This is a genomic window from Prochlorococcus sp. MIT 1342 (genome assembly GCF_047304495.1).
In the GTDB taxonomy this organism is placed as follows: Bacteria; Cyanobacteriota; Cyanobacteriia; order PCC-6307; family Cyanobiaceae; genus Prochlorococcus; species Prochlorococcus marinus_D.
On record NZ_CP138957.1, the window covers coordinates 1618342 to 1634333 of the forward strand.

General features: G+C 51.3%; 16 protein-coding genes and 2 tRNA genes. 7 read left to right on the forward strand and 11 right to left on the reverse strand.

The features are described 5' to 3' along the window. Positions 1 to 95 precede the first annotated feature (95 nt). On the reverse strand, positions 96 to 746 hold the full coding sequence (locus SIB79_RS08310; protein WP_063403479.1) for a DUF4079 domain-containing protein: 651 nt from the start codon (positions 744 to 746) through the stop codon (positions 96 to 98). Continuing rightward, positions 746 to 1510, reverse strand: a complete 765-nt coding sequence (cobI, locus tag SIB79_RS08315; RefSeq protein WP_063403480.1) for a precorrin-2 C(20)-methyltransferase — start codon at positions 1508 to 1510, stop codon at positions 746 to 748. The genes SIB79_RS08310 and cobI overlap by 1 nt, the downstream gene beginning before the upstream one ends. A gap of 62 nt (positions 1511 to 1572) precedes the next feature. Between cobI and SIB79_RS08320 the strand changes: the two genes are divergently transcribed. Continuing rightward, positions 1573 to 2130, forward strand: a complete 558-nt coding sequence (locus SIB79_RS08320) for a 1,2-dihydroxy-3-keto-5-methylthiopentene dioxygenase (protein ID WP_063403481.1) — start codon at positions 1573 to 1575, stop codon at positions 2128 to 2130. A gap of 14 nt (positions 2131 to 2144) precedes the next feature. Here SIB79_RS08320 and SIB79_RS08325 read toward each other — a convergent pair whose 3' ends face one another. Further along, positions 2145 to 2759 carry a tRNA-(ms[2]io[6]A)-hydroxylase gene (locus SIB79_RS08325; RefSeq protein WP_063403482.1) on the reverse strand — a complete coding sequence of 205 codons (615 nt, stop codon included), beginning with the start codon at positions 2757 to 2759 and terminating at the stop codon, positions 2145 to 2147. Beyond that, on the reverse strand, positions 2756 to 3205 hold the full coding sequence (gene aroQ, locus SIB79_RS08330) for a type II 3-dehydroquinate dehydratase (RefSeq protein ID WP_041375201.1): 450 nt from the start codon (positions 3203 to 3205) through the stop codon (positions 2756 to 2758). Before aroQ ends, SIB79_RS08325 begins: the two co-directional genes overlap by 4 nt. 24 nt (positions 3206 to 3229) lie before the next feature. Between aroQ and SIB79_RS08335 the strand changes: the two genes are divergently transcribed. From SIB79_RS08335 to SIB79_RS08345, 3 genes are all read left to right on the forward strand, one after another. Beyond that, positions 3230 to 3352, forward strand: a complete 123-nt coding sequence (locus tag SIB79_RS08335; protein WP_255327626.1) for a hypothetical protein — start codon at positions 3230 to 3232, stop codon at positions 3350 to 3352. Beyond that, a tRNA-Tyr gene (locus tag SIB79_RS08340) sits at positions 3315 to 3396 on the forward strand. Before SIB79_RS08335 ends, SIB79_RS08340 begins: the two co-directional genes overlap by 38 nt. A gap of 10 nt (positions 3397 to 3406) precedes the next feature. Then, positions 3407 to 3478 (forward strand) — tRNA-Thr (locus tag SIB79_RS08345). A 168-nt stretch (positions 3479 to 3646) separates the two neighbouring features. Here SIB79_RS08345 and SIB79_RS08350 read toward each other — a convergent pair. The 4 genes from SIB79_RS08350 to SIB79_RS08365 form a co-directional block, all read right to left on the reverse strand. After that, positions 3647 to 3916 carry a DUF1651 domain-containing protein gene (locus tag SIB79_RS08350; protein ID WP_011129573.1) on the reverse strand — a complete coding sequence of 90 codons (270 nt, stop codon included), beginning with the start codon at positions 3914 to 3916 and terminating at the stop codon, positions 3647 to 3649. Positions 3917 to 3964: 48 nt separating this feature from the next. Then, entirely contained in the window at positions 3965 to 4144 is a 180-nt protein-coding gene (locus tag SIB79_RS08355) for a hypothetical protein (RefSeq protein ID WP_041374894.1), read from the reverse strand. A gap of 283 nt (positions 4145 to 4427) precedes the next feature. Beyond that, the gene (locus SIB79_RS08360; protein WP_011826774.1) at positions 4428 to 4655 is read right to left on the reverse strand and encodes a hypothetical protein; all 228 of its coding nucleotides are present in this window, start codon (positions 4653 to 4655) and stop codon (positions 4428 to 4430) included. Positions 4656 to 4942: 287 nt separating this feature from the next. After that, a complete protein-coding gene (locus SIB79_RS08365) occupies positions 4943 to 5209 on the reverse strand; it encodes a hypothetical protein (protein WP_155724625.1) in 267 nt (88 codons plus the stop codon). 233 nt (positions 5210 to 5442) lie between these two features. Here SIB79_RS08365 and SIB79_RS08370 point away from each other — a divergent pair, with 233 nt between their 5' ends. Then, on the forward strand, positions 5443 to 5700 hold the full coding sequence (locus SIB79_RS08370; protein WP_063403484.1) for a hypothetical protein: 258 nt from the start codon (positions 5443 to 5445) through the stop codon (positions 5698 to 5700). Here the strand turns inward: SIB79_RS08370 and SIB79_RS08375 are convergent, their stop codons facing one another. After that, positions 5701 to 5904: a hypothetical protein gene (locus tag SIB79_RS08375; RefSeq protein WP_155724626.1), complete on the reverse strand. Its 204-nt coding sequence runs from the start codon at positions 5902 to 5904 to the stop codon at positions 5701 to 5703. It lies immediately after the preceding gene. A 169-nt stretch (positions 5905 to 6073) separates the two neighbouring features. Here SIB79_RS08375 and SIB79_RS08380 point away from each other — a divergent pair, with 169 nt between their 5' ends. Continuing rightward, entirely contained in the window at positions 6074 to 12325 is a 6252-nt protein-coding gene (locus SIB79_RS08380) for a beta strand repeat-containing protein (protein WP_063403486.1), read from the forward strand. A gap of 83 nt (positions 12326 to 12408) precedes the next feature. On the opposite strand, the gene SIB79_RS08385 is transcribed toward SIB79_RS08380, so the two are convergent. Beyond that, entirely contained in the window at positions 12409 to 13839 is a 1431-nt protein-coding gene (locus SIB79_RS08385) for a sensor histidine kinase (protein WP_063403526.1), read from the reverse strand. 344 nt (positions 13840 to 14183) lie between these two features. Here SIB79_RS08385 and SIB79_RS08390 point away from each other — a divergent pair, with 344 nt between their 5' ends. Further along, positions 14184 to 15578, forward strand: coding sequence for an alanine/glycine:cation symporter family protein (locus tag SIB79_RS08390; protein WP_081215644.1), 1395 nt, complete (start codon positions 14184 to 14186; stop codon positions 15576 to 15578). Between the two features lie 45 nt (positions 15579 to 15623). Here the strand turns inward: SIB79_RS08390 and SIB79_RS08395 are convergent, their stop codons facing one another. Beyond that, positions 15624 to 15860, reverse strand: coding sequence for a DUF6447 family protein (locus tag SIB79_RS08395; protein ID WP_063403487.1), 237 nt, complete (start codon positions 15858 to 15860; stop codon positions 15624 to 15626). Positions 15861 to 15992: the final 132 nt, after the last annotated feature.

A 15992-nucleotide genomic window follows, 5' to 3' on the forward strand; every position in this document is an offset into this window, starting at 1 on the left:
GCTACCAAGCCACATCCAATCACCCAGCCAATATCACTAATCAATCGCCGTCATCAACTCAACGGCTCATCATCCAGTTGCGATCAATGGCCTGCTCAAGCTGCTAAGAGATTACGTGTGCCTGTGATCGCCTGCACTGCAAGCAATACAGCAACCAACACGTTGGCGTAAACATGCAGTCGTCGCATCGAGAGATGACGAGCAATCTCAGGCTTGGCTGCCACCGATGCGAGCAACAACCCGCTCAGCAACACACCGCTCCAGTAGTGGGAGCGCCAAAAATCTGCATCGAAAGGGTTGTCTGTGAGGCGATTGATCTCCGGTTGTGCTCCCAGCAGCAGCAATGCCAACCAGCAAGCGAGGCCCAACAGCGCACGCGCAGCAGGGCGCCTCACCTTGAGAAGACGGAGGTAGATCACCACAGTGCCCAACTCTGCAAAGGCCAAGACAACGAGTCGACCAACCCCAGCCAAACCCCCGGGCGACGCCTCAAACCAAGCGGCCAAATAGCTATGAAAAAAGGCGATTAACACTGCCACCAACACCCCTCCGGCAACCCAGCGGCCATGCTCGGCATGTTCAACAGGCACCGAGGCAGGCAGCGGATTGATCTGCAAGCGCCGCTCGCGAGCCAAAGTACCAAGCCGAATCGTGGCACCCACCACTGGATAGACAAACAAAATGATCAGCACGGGGTGCAACAAGCCAAGCCACTGCATGGCGGTCAAAGAGAGAGCACTAGACATCAGGGCATCACCTCCGGCCAGCCTTGTCGCACCAACAACAGCGAAAAATAGGGCCTAGCTATTGCGGGCACCTCGCAGGCCTGCATCACCTGCTCATCAGGCCAGCCCAAATTCTGGGCAAAGAGTGCTGATTGCAATAAATTCCGCTCTTCCAGCATGGGCCTTACCCAGGCCCAGCGATGCGCCAACTTGATCAACGCCAGCACACGCCCAGAACCAGCAGCATCCTCTAGTAGATCCTCGAGTTCGCTGGATTGATCTGGAGTCGGCAAAAGTAAAAGTTGTTCCTGCTGCATCGCCAAGGGCCACTTACCTGCAGCAGCGGCGGCTGCAACTGCCGTGACCCCTGGGATCAGCCGAACCAGGCAATCAGGATGATGCTTCTTAAGAGCCAGCAAGATGTAAGAGCTTGTGGCAAACAGGGAAACATCCCCCTGACAAAGCACCACCACTCGCTCTCCTTTAGCAACGGCAGTTGCCAGTTGATCACTGGCCTCTCGCCAAGCCTGCTGGCGCGGTTCAGCGGCAGCCACCATGGGAAAAAGCAATGGCAGTAGGCGTTGCTCAGCACGAATCCATCGCGAGGCAATGCTCGCCGCCATCCCTTTGCCCCCTTGCCGTGCCACGGGATAGGCCACAACAGTGGCCGCTTCAATCGCCTCAATGGCAGCCAGGGTCAACAGGGCAGGATCACCAGGGCCCACCCCGACCAGGATGAGAGCTGTAGTTGAAACAGCAGGGCTCGACAAAGCCGAACGAAACATTCAGCCGTCGTTCTAAGACGCCACGATCAAGATGGCTGCAAAGACCCCTTCAACCTCTGGGAATGAGTCGCCTCAGCATCCACCCCGAAGGCAGCACCAACGCCACAAGCCAGGCGGAACCCTTATTGGAGAGCGATGATCCTGCAGTGATCAAAGCCGAGCTGGCCAAACGGGGCATTGCATTCCAGCGTTGGCCAGCCAAAGTCAAGCTCCATCAGAACCCAAGCGAGTCAGACATCCTTGCGGCCTACGCCGTCGAGATCGCCCGAGTGCAGGCTGATGGCCGTTACCCCACGGTGGATGCAATCCGAATCACGCCAGACCACCCTGATCGTGAAGCGCTGCGCCAAAAATTCTTAGCCGAACACACGCATGCCGAAGACGAAGTTCGCTTCTTTGTAGAAGGGTGTGGCTTGTTCTGCTTACACATCGGCGCTGAAGTGCTGCAAGTGCTCTGCGAACAAAACGACTGCATCAACGTGCCTGCCGGAACTCGCCATTGGTTCGATATGGGCAGCAAGCCACAGTTTTGTGCTGTGCGCTTCTTCGATAACCCAGAAGGCTGGATTGCAAACTTCACAGGGGATGCGATCGCCGAGAGATTCGCCAAGCTGCCATGAGGCTGAAGTTGGCTTCAGCTATGCATGCGCGGCTGAGGATGCAAGTTGGCGAGGATCCCTGCCTCCACCTCTGCCAACTCCTGCAAACGAGCAATGATCAGCTCACGCTGAAAACGCTGCTCACAGAGCCTCCAATAGAGGCCGAAATGACGCGCCTCACTCGCCAGTAGATCTGCATAGAGCTGACGCAACTCCAGATCAGCTAGGTGGGTGGCAAGCAACGACATGCGTTCATGGCTACGGGCTTCGATCAGCCCTGCCACCAGAAAACTATCGAGCATGCGCTGCGGTTCATCCCTACGGATCTGTTTGGCCAACACTGCGCCATAAGGGGGTGCAGCCAGAGGCTCCAGATACCGCCCTCTGGCCTTAAGCAACGTGAGCACACGCTCAAAATGCTCCAGCTCCTCTCTTGCCAAGGGGCTGAGAACTTCTGCGAGCCCAGGCTCACACAAGTAGCGAAACATCAATTGCACGACGGCACCGGCCGCCTTGCGCTCGCAATGAGCGTGATCAATCAGCAGCTCGAGCGGATGAGCAATCGCCTGCTCCAACCAAGCATCACTGGTGGGAGCCGCCAGCCATTTGATCGTGGCGTTTGACGTCTTAGCAGCAGCAAAAGCACTCATAGAGCCTGCTGCGGCTGACGCAAATGAGCCAGCAAGCCTTCCAAAGCAAGGCGATAGCTCAATGCACCAAAACCGCTCACCACACCCACAGCGCGATCAGCGAGATAAGAGTGATGGCGGAAGCCCTCACGGGCATGGGTATTGCTGAGATGCAACTCCACGTATGGAATCGCTGCTCCGAGCAGAGCATCCCGTAAAGCAATCGAGGTATGGGTATAGGCCCCAGCATTGATCAGGATTCCTTGCACCTGGCCGATGGCTTGATGGATGCGATCCACCAAAGCACCTTCAAAGTTGCTCTGGAAACACTCAAGCTGAACCGCTTCTGCCTCCGCCTGAGCGAGCAGGTCTGCCTCAATCGCTTTCAACGTCATGACTCCATAAACACCAGGCTCTCGTTGACCGAGAAGGTTGAGATTGGGGCCGTTGAGCAGCAGCAGTCGCATGGCCCTGAAGCATGAAGGGGGTGAATGGATCGTATCGATCCCCACAAGACCTTCCCAGACATTCAGCCACAAAGGTGCGATCTGCTGGTAATGTCAGCAGGTGTGGTTCGGGTCGGTGCCCGAGTGGTTAATGGGGGCGGACTGTAAATCCGCTGGCTCTGCCTACGTTGGTTCAAATCCAACCCGGCCCACCTTCCACATGCCCTTGTAGCTCAGTGGTAGAGCACTCCCTTGGTAAGGGAGAGGTCCCGGGTTCAAATCCCGGCGAGGGCATTGAACCCGGGACCTACGCAAATCCAAGGGCCCTCAAGAGGCCTCAAAAGTTTCTTTTGGTGTGCCGATGAGGCGATTGAGAGAAATAAAACCCATCTCCTGTTTTCAAGATCTTTCAAGCAGTTAGCAGGTTTTTAGGACGAGTTGTTCAGATTTGTTCTTGATGTCTCAAGGGTCTAAGCCAAGCCCCCATTGCGGCTCCACACGGTGCCATCCATCTGCCCTCAACTTGTTCCAGATCTCAACGGCATCACGCTTCGGTAAATGCCTCCTGCTTTTGAGCAAGGCAGGAGACCCGTCAGGCATTGCTCGCCCTTTATCCATAAACACAAACAGATCGCTGCTCCAAGACTTTTGATCGCGATGAAAGCGAAGGGACCAGTGCTTGTTGGGATCAATCAACCAACCTTCTGGCTCACATGCTGAACTGCCACCCATAACGCCCCTCAGTAGTAAATATGTATTACTGCAGGGATAGGAAGTGCGTCAAGCCCTCTTCGCTAACTCCTTGTAAGCCCAATAGCCACCGGCGGCAATAATCGCCAAAGGCACAAGGGCTCTAAGAACCGAGAGAGCAACGAAGAGAAGCAGAGAGAACGCACCGAATTTCTTGACGATTGTCTTTGTTTCGTCGCTCATCGCATCCCAACGCTCGATCAAAGACATGGTTGCTGGACCGCATGCTGATCTGCTTTCTACCCAATACCTCTTGCGATGCAACCTCAAGGACAGCAATCAACAGGCGAGCCCAGTCTTGCTAGTTCGCTCAAAAGGCTCTTGATAATCAGCCAAGTCAAGTCAAAGCACTGTCTGGTTCACCCCAATGACATCCCAAATGCCTTGGGCTATGGCTAGGGAAAGCCACTAGATCTCTTCTTGCACAAATGGGATACGGGCACGATGGAGACCCGTTGTGGCTCAGGGGGCCTTTCCACAGGCCCCCGCAAAATCAAGTTGGCTGCACTTGATAAACCTTTGAGCGGCCATTGCACTTCCTCACACCCCAGGAAATAGGAGCCTTCGACTTCGTGATTTCTTGTTCAACACAGATGTTTTGATTATTTGCCCAGTGCGCCACAGGCGCCAAACTAAAGGCAATAAAAGCAAGAGACAAAGCAGCGATTAGCAGAGCAGCTGCCGTAACCACAGGAAGCACAACGCTTTTCAGTGTCTCCATGTCATTGGCTCCTGGGAAGTCAATGCCAGCTTAAGAAAGCAAGGAGGCCTTTTTAAGGCGCTGCCAACCCTATCGAACGCGATCAATATGTAAGCGTTGTCACATTGTTCAATGGTTCCTTTCTTTCATGGTTCCATTGTTCGATTGCTCAAACTGATCGGAGTTGGCAGTCATAGAAGAGGAAGCAAACAAGACCAGAGAAGCCCCCGATCAGAGTCTCCATAGGGAGTGAGAACACGGAAGCATCAAAGGGCCTCAACCGCTCTCGATGCTCAGCAAGCATCAGGTCAAGTCCTCACCTCAAGTTCAACGATGCGGTTCTCTGAGCTGAACAGGAAAAGCTCGAGGCCTACAAACCCTCTCCTCATCCCCTGAGTCATGGGCCCCAAAAACGTGCTGATCAATTTCACCATCACCAGAGCTCTCTCTTTGTTCGACTGATCTAGGCCATCAACAGATCCAGCGATGCCGTGATTCCACTGACTGCAATCCACATCAAAACGCTGCGCCAAAGGCCTACAGGGATCCCAAAGCTCTCCAGCCGAGAGAAGCAACCATGCACGCTCTTGTGCAGAGTTCGAATCAACGCCAAGCCCTAGATCGCTTGCAAGGCAAGCCTTTATGCCAATCTCTGCCTGCCTCGCTAAGACAAATCTCAGACTCTTTTTGCCAAATCTCAGCAACTCTTGGCCAAATCTCAGCAACTCCTCCCCAAATATGAGGTGTATTGAGCCGCCGAAATTGAGAGGGTGTGGTCACAGGGGACAACCCACCTCACCTCCTAGCCATGAAAGCCTTCAACGCTGCTCTTACCGCTGGACTCCTCGCCTTCTCAAGCGTTGCTTTGATCACACCAACTGCACAAGCTGGTACTAGCTGCAACACCATTGGCTCTTCTACCTACTGCAGCGGAACGGTGAATGGAAAGCAGGTTGATCTCACTAGCTATGTGATTGGTGATACCACCTACGTGAGCGGCTACAGAGGTGATGAGGCCATCAATGAAGAGTGCTACACCCTCGGCTCTTCCCGTTTCTGCAGCTGATCAACGCAAACGTTCAACTCTCAACTCTCTTCTCATCAGCATCGATCTGCGGCCTAGCTCAAAAGACAACAACAGATCAAGGCAACACATCTCCTCACAGGCAACTGAGCTGTGCAGCCATTGCCATGTCGTGAAGCGATCAAGGCTGAGACCCCAGGGCAAAGAGCTGTCCAGCAAGCACACAGCAGCTGCCAGCCAGCTCATGGAAGCGCTGATTCGGCACATCCCTGGATAGAAGGGGCTTCTACTCAACTAATCCGTGCGCGCAATCGACCCGCCCATCAGCCCGAAATGCTGCCATCAGCCCGCTTGCAAAGATCATTGTCATTCCCAGGGCTAGTCTTAATACTCAGTACTGGTCAAAGTTCCCAGGGTGTCACCTGCCACTGACACTTCAACAAACACCACGGCTTCGGCTCAACAGGCTGCTGTTGAGCCGCAAACCTCTGCTGTCTCACTCGAGCAGCAGGCTGCAGCAAGCTTTGCAAACCTGACCCGCAGCTTTTATAAAACCTATCTCGAGGGTCTGGCTGCCCTCAAAGCAGGCCCAACTGATGCTGCAAACAGGCAAACCACCAACGTTCAATCCGTTCAAGAGCCATTTGCGTCAAGCGTCTCGGAGGCAAATGTAGAAGCATTCGCCAGCCCTGATTTCAGCCCCAGATCACAGCAGCTGCAAAAGGACGCACCAAGTAAAGCCTTCATTAACTTTCAAGAGCAAAGTTGGCGTACCCATTCACATCTGCCAGGCATTGCATCCATCAGCTACAAGCAACATTTCATGCGTAGCGATATCAGCTTCGCACCACTAGCAATCAGCCCGGTCGCAATAGCCGACTTCACAACAAACCGCGACATTAACTTAGATATCACAACCAGCTCAATAGACATTGATCGTTTGATTAAAAATGAAATCACACCACTCACCCAATCGGCAAAGGCTGTAAGCAGCAACGACGTCGAAGCAACAGAGACAATAGAGATCACAGATACCATCGAGACAACAGAAACCACAACGACAACAGAAACCAGCCAGACCACCACAGACACAACAGAACCAACAACAGTCAGCAACGAAACCACCACAACCGCTGACTCAACAGAAACAACAGACACAACAGAAACAACAGTCAGCAACGAAACCGCCACAACCGCTGACTCAACAGAAACAACAGAAACAACAACTACTACCCCTGCCACTAGCACAAGTGGTGACGGTGGTGGCGGCGGTGGCGGCGGTGGCGGCGGTGGCGGTGGTGGTGGTGGTGGTGATGCCATTGCTCCCACCCTCAACAGTTCATCGCCCGCTGATAACGCAACTGCTATCGCTGTTGATAGCAATATCGTGCTCAACTTCTCAGAAGCTGTTGATGTTGAAAGTGGCAACATCACGATTAAAAAAACAGCTGATAATTCAACGATCGAAACCATTGCTGTTACCAGTGGGCAAGTCACAGGCACTGGCACCAACCAGATCACCATCAACCCAGGCAGTAATTTCTCTTCTGCTACTGAGTACTACCTTCAAGTTGCTGCAACAGCTTTTGATGATCCTGCAGGCAATTCCTATGCAGGCATCTCCGATACAACATCCCTAAGCTTCACCAGCGCTGACACCGTTAATCCCGCCCTCAACAGTTCATCGCCGGCTGATAACGCAACTGCTATCGCTCTTGATAGCAATATCGTGCTCAACTTCTCAGAAGCTGTTGATGCTGAAAGCGGCAACATCGTCATCAAGAAAACAGCTGATAACTCAACGATCGAAACCATTGCTGTCACCAGTGGCCAAGTCACAGGCACTGGCACCAACCAAATCACCATCAACCCAGGCAGTAATTTCTCCTCTGCTACTGAGTACTACCTTCAAGTTGCCGCAACAGCTTTCGATGATGCGGCAGGCAATTCCTATGCAGGCATCTCCGATACAACATCCCTGAGCTTCACCAGCGCTGACACCGTTAATCCCGCCCTCAACAGTTCATCGCCGGCTGATAACGCAACGGCCATCGCTCTTGATAGCAATATCGTGCTCAACTTCTCAGAAGCTGTTGATGCTGAAAGCGGCAACATCGTCATCAAGAAAACAGCTGATAACTCAACGATCGAAACCATTGCTGTGACCAGTGGCCAAGTCACAGGCACTGGCACCAACCAGATCACCATCAACCCAGGCAGTAATTTCTCCTCTGCTACTGAGTACTACCTTCAAGTTGCTGCAACAGCTTTTGATGATGCGGCAGGCAATTCCTATGCAGGCATCTCCGATACAACATCCCTGAGTTTCACCAGCGTTGCGCTACCAACCCTCTCCATTAATGATGTCACCACATCAAATGAAAATGCAGCCAATGCCACCTTTACGGTGACATTGTCGTCTGCTGCTGCTGCAGATGTCACGGTTAATTATGCAAGCTCCAATCAATCGCTGTCTTTTACTGCCGCCAATATCGCCACCAGTGCTGATGGTCCTAGGGATGTTCATGTTGCTGATATGGACGGCGATGGCGATTTAGATATTGTCTCAGCTTCTAATGTCGACAGCACCATCGCTTGGTATGAAAACGATGGAGCAGCCAATCCCTCTTGGGCTGCAGCTGACATTGCCACCAGTGCTCTAGCTGCCTGGGGTGTTCATGTCGCGGATCTAGACGGCGATGGCGATTTAGATATTGTTTCGGCGTCTCAAAACGACAGCACCATCGCTTGGTATGAAAACGATGGAGCAGCCAATCCCTCTTGGGCTGCTGGTGACGCAGGTACCGGTGCTGCTGGTGCCCACGATGTTCATGTCGCTGATATGGACGGCGACGGCGATTTAGATATTGTCTCCGCTTCTCAAGACGACAACACGATTGCTTGGTATGAAAACGATGGTGAGGCCAATCCCTCTTGGACAGCAGCTGATATCGCCACCAGTGCTGAGTATGCCCAGGATGTTCATGTCGCTGATATGGACGGCGATGGCGATCTAGATATCGTTTCTGCTTCTGGTCTTGACGACACGATTGCTTGGTATGAAAACGATGGAGCCGCTAATCCGTCTTGGGCTGCAGCTGATATCGCCACCAATGCTGATTTGGCTTTGAGTGTTCATGTTGGCGATCTCGATGGCGATGGCGATTTAGATATTGTCTCGGCTTCTACCCATGACGACAAGATTGCTTGGTATGAAAACGATGGGGCGGCTAATCCTTCTTGGAGCGCAGCTGATATCGCCACCAGTGCTGATGGACCGGCAGATGTTTATGTTGCTGACATAGACGGCGATGGCGACTTAGATATTGTCTCGGCTTCCCAAAATGACGACAAGATTGCTTGGTTTGAAAACGATGGTGCGGCCAATCCTTCTTGGACGGGAGCAGATATCGCCACCAGTGCTGATGGTGCCTACGATGTTCATGTCGCTGATCTAGACGGCGATGGCGATTTAGATATTGTCTCTGCTTCTATTTGGGACGACACGATTGCTTGGTATGAATCGAATGCTGCTGATATCAATGTCCAAAACCAAGCCATAGCAGGCACGGATTACACCTCATCGAGCGGAACTGTCACCATCAGCGCTGGCGATACAACAGCAACCTTCACGGTTCCAGTGCTTGCTGATAGTTCTCCCGAAAACAATGAAACCGTCACGCTCACTCTCTCCAATCCCTCTAATAACGCAACCATCAGTGATGCAACTGGAACGCTCACAATCACTGATGACGACAGCATTTCCTTCACAGCAAGCGATATCGCCACCAGTGCTGAAGGGGCATGGGATGCTCACTTGGCTGATCTTGATGGCGATGGTGACTTAGACATTCTTTCAGCCTCAAGAGATGACGACACCATCGCTTGGTATGAAAATGATGGCGCCGCCAATCCCACTTGGACTGCTGCTGACATTGATACCAACGCTGATGGTGCTTACGCAGTTTTCTCGGGTGACATCGATGGAGATGGCGATCTAGATATCGTTTCTGCCTCTTATATCGATGACACGATTGCTTGGTATGAAAACGATGGTGCTGCCAACCCCTCCTGGAGCGCAACCAATATCGCCACCAACATCAATGGAGCACAGGATGTTCATTTGGCAGATTTAGATCGTGATGGTGATTTAGATATCATCTCGGCTTCTTATGCCGACGACAAGATTCGTTGGTTCGAAAACAATGGTGCGGATGATCCAAGCTGGACAATCAGCACTATCACAACAAATGCAGACAGAGCCATGGCGGTTCATGTTGTTGACCTCGACAGCGATGGCGATCTAGATATCGTTTCTGCTTCTGCTAATGACGACACGATTGCTTGGTACGAGAACGACGGGGCTGCCAATCCCAGCTTCACTGAAGCCAATATTGATACAAATGCAGATTTCGCATACGAAGTACACGTTGGTGATCTTGATGGCGATGGTGATCTTGATATTGTTTCGGCCTCAAGAGATGACGACACCATCGCTTGGTATGAGAACAATGGCTCGACTGATCCAAGCTTTACAGCAAGTAATCTCTACACCAACGCTGACGGAGCAACTGGCATCCATCTTGCCGACATGGACGGTGATGGTGATCTAGACATCGTCTCCGCTAATTATGTCGCCGACCAAGTTTCATGGTATGAAAATGATGGCGCTGCTGATCCAAACTTTACCCACGCAAGCATTGCAACCAGTGCCAATGGTGCAAGAGGTCTTGATATTGGCGACATGGATGGTGACGGCGACCTCGATATCGTTTCTGCCTCTATAGAAGACGACACGATTGCTTGGTATGAAAACAATGGCGCTAGTGATACCAAAGCTTCTGCAGCCAGCTTAACGCTCACCACATCAGGATTCTCAGGTGCCACAAGTGCTTCAGTGCCAGCAGGTGCAAGTGGCTTAAATGCAATTATTGACAACTACCTCAATTCAAATGAAACAAAAAATGGCACCAATGCAGCCGACTATATAGAAATACAAGATTCAGCAAACTCCAATGTTGGCGCAATCAGTGGTAGCGGTGGTGACGACATTGTTTACATCAAGGGTTGGGGCAGTGGAACAAATTCATCGGTAAGCGGTGATGGCGGCACAAATACGTTGGTGATCAATTCTGATATTTACAGCTCACACACAATCAACAAAGTCAACTTCTCTACAGGCGGCAATATCACCTACAACAATTTCAATAGTGTTGTCGTTTCAAATTCAACAAATTTCGAGCGGAAGTTTTCAGCCACTGCAACGCTTGCTGATACTGATGGCAGTGAAAGCTTAAGCGATATCACCATCTCATCTCTTCCTAATAGCACGTCCGTGAAAGATAGTGGTGGCTCTGCTGTTACGGTCTCCAGCAATGCCTTTACCATTGACAATGTTGTCTCTGGCACTGCTCAAGTCTTCACACTCACTAAAACTGGGCCTTTCAACTTCACTGCCAATGCCTCAGTAACCGTCACCGAATCCAATGGCAGCGCGACGACAACAACAAGCGCTTCTGTCTTAATTGATGGCATCGTAGAAGGGGTTGAGTATTTAACAACATCTGGCATCACTGGCCTAACCACAAAGGATGGTTATTTCAACTATGTCAATGGTGATGAAATTAGTTTTACGATTGGCCGCGCCTCTCTTGGTATTGCCACTGCAGAGGATGTTGCTTCTGGCACAACCTTTTTGCAAGACATTGCCAATGTAGAACGAACAAACTTAAATGATGAATACGTCGAAAATATGGCCGTTTTCCTGCAATCTCTTGATCAGAACCATGATGCCAGTGATGGCATCGTGATCACGGCAGAAACGCGAGCAGCACTCTCTGATATTGAGCTTGATCTACAAACAGCGAGCGAGCAACAAGTTAAAGATGTAATCGAAGCAATCGGCGGAACTTACATCAATGAACAGCAAGCGATGACACACGTCAAAGAGATGCTCATCGAATATGGCGATCTCGAAGCAGATGAATTTGATGATCATCGGCAAGACCAAATGTCTGAGCAAAGCTCTGACCTATCTACAGCAACAATCTCTTTAAGCGATAGCGATACACTCAAAGCCGATCAAGCTGATCTCGAGCAAGGCAGCAAAGCATTAACAGCAGAGCTCGTTATCGGTGAATCCGCAGACACTGCAGAAGCAGAACTCAATTCAACAGAACCAACAACAGAACCAGCCATCAGCGAGCCCATCGATTCCGATATAGACGCATCAACCACCAACTCAGCAACAACGCCTACAGCAGCAGAGCCAACGGCTATCACGGCAACCACAGGCGCCTCCAGCCTTTTAGAGAGCAGCTCTGCTGCTAACAGCGATGGTTATGACGCAATTACCGGCACAAGCTCCATCGACGGCCTCATCCCAAGCAACACTCCTGATCACATCGTTCATTTCAACGCCAACCCGATCTCCAACAACGCAGAAGCTCTCGCTGTTCTCCAGCAAGTGGTGGCAACACACCAAGACTCCTCCTCCAGCATCACCGCAACCGATGGCGGAAACAGTGTCTATCAACCCTCAAGCTCGGCGCTATCTTTCGATGAGGTCTATTCCACCAGCAGCGCTGAGGCCAGCGATGAGGATTCTGGTGACTTCGTCGCTATCAACGAGGCTGTCTCCAGTGATCTTGTTGAGTCCGTGGCATAAGACAGGCTCTGATCCACTGCATTGATCAAACTCACAAGCCCATCAGTGATCAACGCTGCGCAAGAGTTGCGGGGATAAATACTCTATTCAGGATCAGGCGGCTGGCAACGTTGCAACTCAATCACAAAGATCGCTCCGCCATCCGCAGCATTCTCAACCCAAACGCGGCCTCCCATCCGTTTTACCAACGAACGCACAACTGCTAAGCCAATGCCGCTACCAGGTTGTTGTGCTGTGTTACTACCGCGCTGAAACTGCTCAAAAATCAATTCACGATCTGCTTCTGGTACGCCAGGGCCATGATCTCGAACCTGCAAGCTCACATGCTCATGCGTACTGCTGCAGCTCAATTCCACAGTCTTGTCTGCTGGGCTGTACTTAAAAGCATTCTCAATCAAATTGCCAAGACACTGCTTCACACGATCACGATCGCCAAGAGCCCAAAGCTGACGATCCGGTGCGATTGGTTGCAAAAGCAGGCGAGCATCATGCTCAAAACGATTCAAAGCAAAAACTTGCTCAAGAATTTGCCCAACCTCAAACGATTCAGAAGAAATCGCCAACGTGCCTGATTCCTCACGTGCAATATCCAAGAGATCAGTGATTAAACGTCCGAGACGACGAGTCTCATCATCAACAATCGTCAATTGATGCCGCTGAGCATCGCTGAGAGAGCCTGAGCGGCGTAACACCCTAGAGGTATAACCAATGATCAACGTGATCGGCGTACGTAGCTCATGGCTGAGGGCATTGGCAAACTTTCTTTGACGATTCCAAGAGTCAGCCAAACGATCCAAAAGCGCATTAAATGAAGCAGCAAGCGGCTTAAGTTCTAGAGGCTCCCGCTCTAGCTCACAACGATGATCATCCAACGAGCCAGATGTTACTGATTCAACCATCTCGCCAAAATCATCCAAAGGTTGAAGGCCTCTTTGAATGCCTGCACGTGTGAGCAAAATTGTGATCAAAGAAGCCAAAATTGCTGTTGGTGTAAGGACCCAAGCAAGGATTTGCTGATATTCAATTTCCTCAGTGATGTCATCAACAAGATACATTTGCCAAGCCTCTCCATGCAACTTAATCTCCCCACTTTCAACTGAATACTGACCCAAATCTGATCCATATAGTATTGGCGTCGATCCAGACTGAGAAAACCTCTCACAGGCTAGTCGTATCTCAGGGTTCTTATCGATGAAGTCATGACCAATCAACTCTCGCGTCACCAGTTCTCGATCTCCCCCTTTAGGGTGCAAACAAATTTCCGAACGATATGAAGACAGGTGACCAAGAACTTCTTGCAGCAATTTTGCGTCAATGCTTTGACCTGAAGATGAGTCACTGTCATCTCGAAGGATTGAAGATTCTGAGTCTCTTAGAATGGTTTTAGCGTGTTCAAATGCACGCTCTTGTCGCTGCTTCTGCTGCAAAGGCTGCAGCGTTAAATTGACATAGAGCAACAGACCATATCCCAGCAATACAGCCATCAGGCTGGTGCGTTCCAAGGAACGTCGCATCGAAAACGATGGTCTTCCCAAGACTGTCTTGAAAAAATCTTTCAGCACGACCTTGTTCAAACGAGCCAAATCAACTCAATCCAAGACTCCCTAAAAAATACTGTCCTTCAATCGGCATGAGAAAGGATTAAGTCACTCTTAAACTTGAAGCGACAAAGAAAAAGACTTCGAAATCGACCACAACACAATGCTGTGCTGCCATACAACCCTCCCAAGCAGCACCACAAATGGCCAATTTTGAAAAACCGCTGTCTACTACTGATGTAACAACCTCAAAGGCCAGCTGATAAGAACATTGCCCTCAGCAGGAGCCTCTGAGACCATCTTTGAGAGCCTTTGCAAAAATGGATGTGTTGCCAGTGCCGCTCTTGACGAATTTATCCTTACAACTCGGACAGTTCCCAAGCGGACTGGAAGACGCCGTCGAGGCCATCAATAATCCGATCAACGGCTTTGCCTGGGGTTGGCCCACAGTGATCTTGATTGCAGGCACCGGCATCTTGCTGATGGTTGGGCTGGGCTTTATGCCCTTACTGCGCATCCCCTATGGCGTGCGCATGCTGCTTCGCCAACCAACCTCCTCTGGCGAGGGCGAAATCAGTCCCTTCCAGGCACTGATGACCTCGATGGCTGCCACGATCGGCACAGGCAACATCGCCGGTGTGGCTGTTGCAATCGCCATGGGCGGCCCTGGGGCTGTGTTCTGGATGTGGCTGATTGCCATTTTTGGCATCGCCACCAAATACGCCGAAGCCTTACTTGCAGTTCACTTCCGCGAAGTAGACCCCCTCGGCAACCATGTCGGTGGTCCGATGTACTACATCCGCAATGGCCTAGGTCCAAACTGGGCTTGGCTGGGCGGATTCTTTGCCCTGTTTGGAATGCTGGCAGGCTTTGGCATCGGCAATGGCGTGCAATCGTTTGAAGTCTCCAGTGCTTTAGCCACGATCGGCATCCCTCGGCTGTTGACGGGTGCTGTGCTTGGAGTACTTGTCTTTGGAGTCATCATTGGCGGCATCAAACGCATCGCCCAGGCGGCATCCGCCATCGTTCCTTTGATGTCGTTGTTTTATGTGATTGCTTGCCTGGTGATCATTGTCAGCAACATCAGCGAAGTACCAGCAGCGTTCTCAACGATCTTCTCCAATGCCTTTACAGGCGAAGCCGCTGCCAGCGGCACGTTGACCCAAGTGGTCCTGATGGGCTTCAAGCGCGGCATCTTCTCCAATGAGGCTGGTCTCGGTAGTGCGCCAATCGCTCACGCTGCCGCAAGCACCAATGACCCAGTGCGGCAGGGCACTGTCGCCATGCTTGGAACCTTCATCGATACCTTGATCATCTGCACAATGACGGCGCTGGTGATTATTACCACCGGGGCCTATCAGAGTGGTGAGTCCGGCTCTGATCTATCAATTGCTGCCTTCAACAGCGGCCTTGCAGGCTCAGGGTGGGTCGTGACGGCTGGGCTCGTGGTGTTTGCGCTAACAACAGTTCTTGGCTGGGGCTTTTACAGCGAACGCTGCACCGAATATCTCTTTGGGGTGCAAGCCATTCTTCCCTTCCGCCTGGTGTGGGTCGCTGTGGTTGTGATCGGTGCTGTTGCGGGCAATCGCGGCGTGGTGTGGGACGTGGCTGACACACTCAATGGGCTGATGGCAATTCCTAACTTGATTGCACTGGTATTGCTCTCAGGCACTGTCTTCCGACTCTCCAAAAACTATCAATTTGAAGAGGGCTAGCCCACCAAAAGAAGCTGCTGCTGTCGTCCCCACCTGACAGCAGCATCAAGCGGGATCAGAAAGTGAAGGAATCCCGTTGAGCTTCTCATTGAGCTGATCTGAAAGCCTCTGGCGTCCAACGACTAACACCTTCAAAGTGTCATTATGCTTGCGCACCTGAGCATTAGCTTGCCTCAAGCTTTGTACTAAATCCTTAAGCTCTTGCGGCAAGGAATTCAAGTCATAGCGCTTACCTCGAAAGGTGAACACTGAATTTTTTGTGTTTGCTACAGGCTCACTCATCATTCAGCGTAGTGGCACTTCTAGAAAAGACAACCAACTATACGCTTAATAAGAAAAGTATAGGCAAATCATTACCATGATCATCAAGACATTTACGAATTAGCGATCAACCGATGCACCAATGCCAGATAC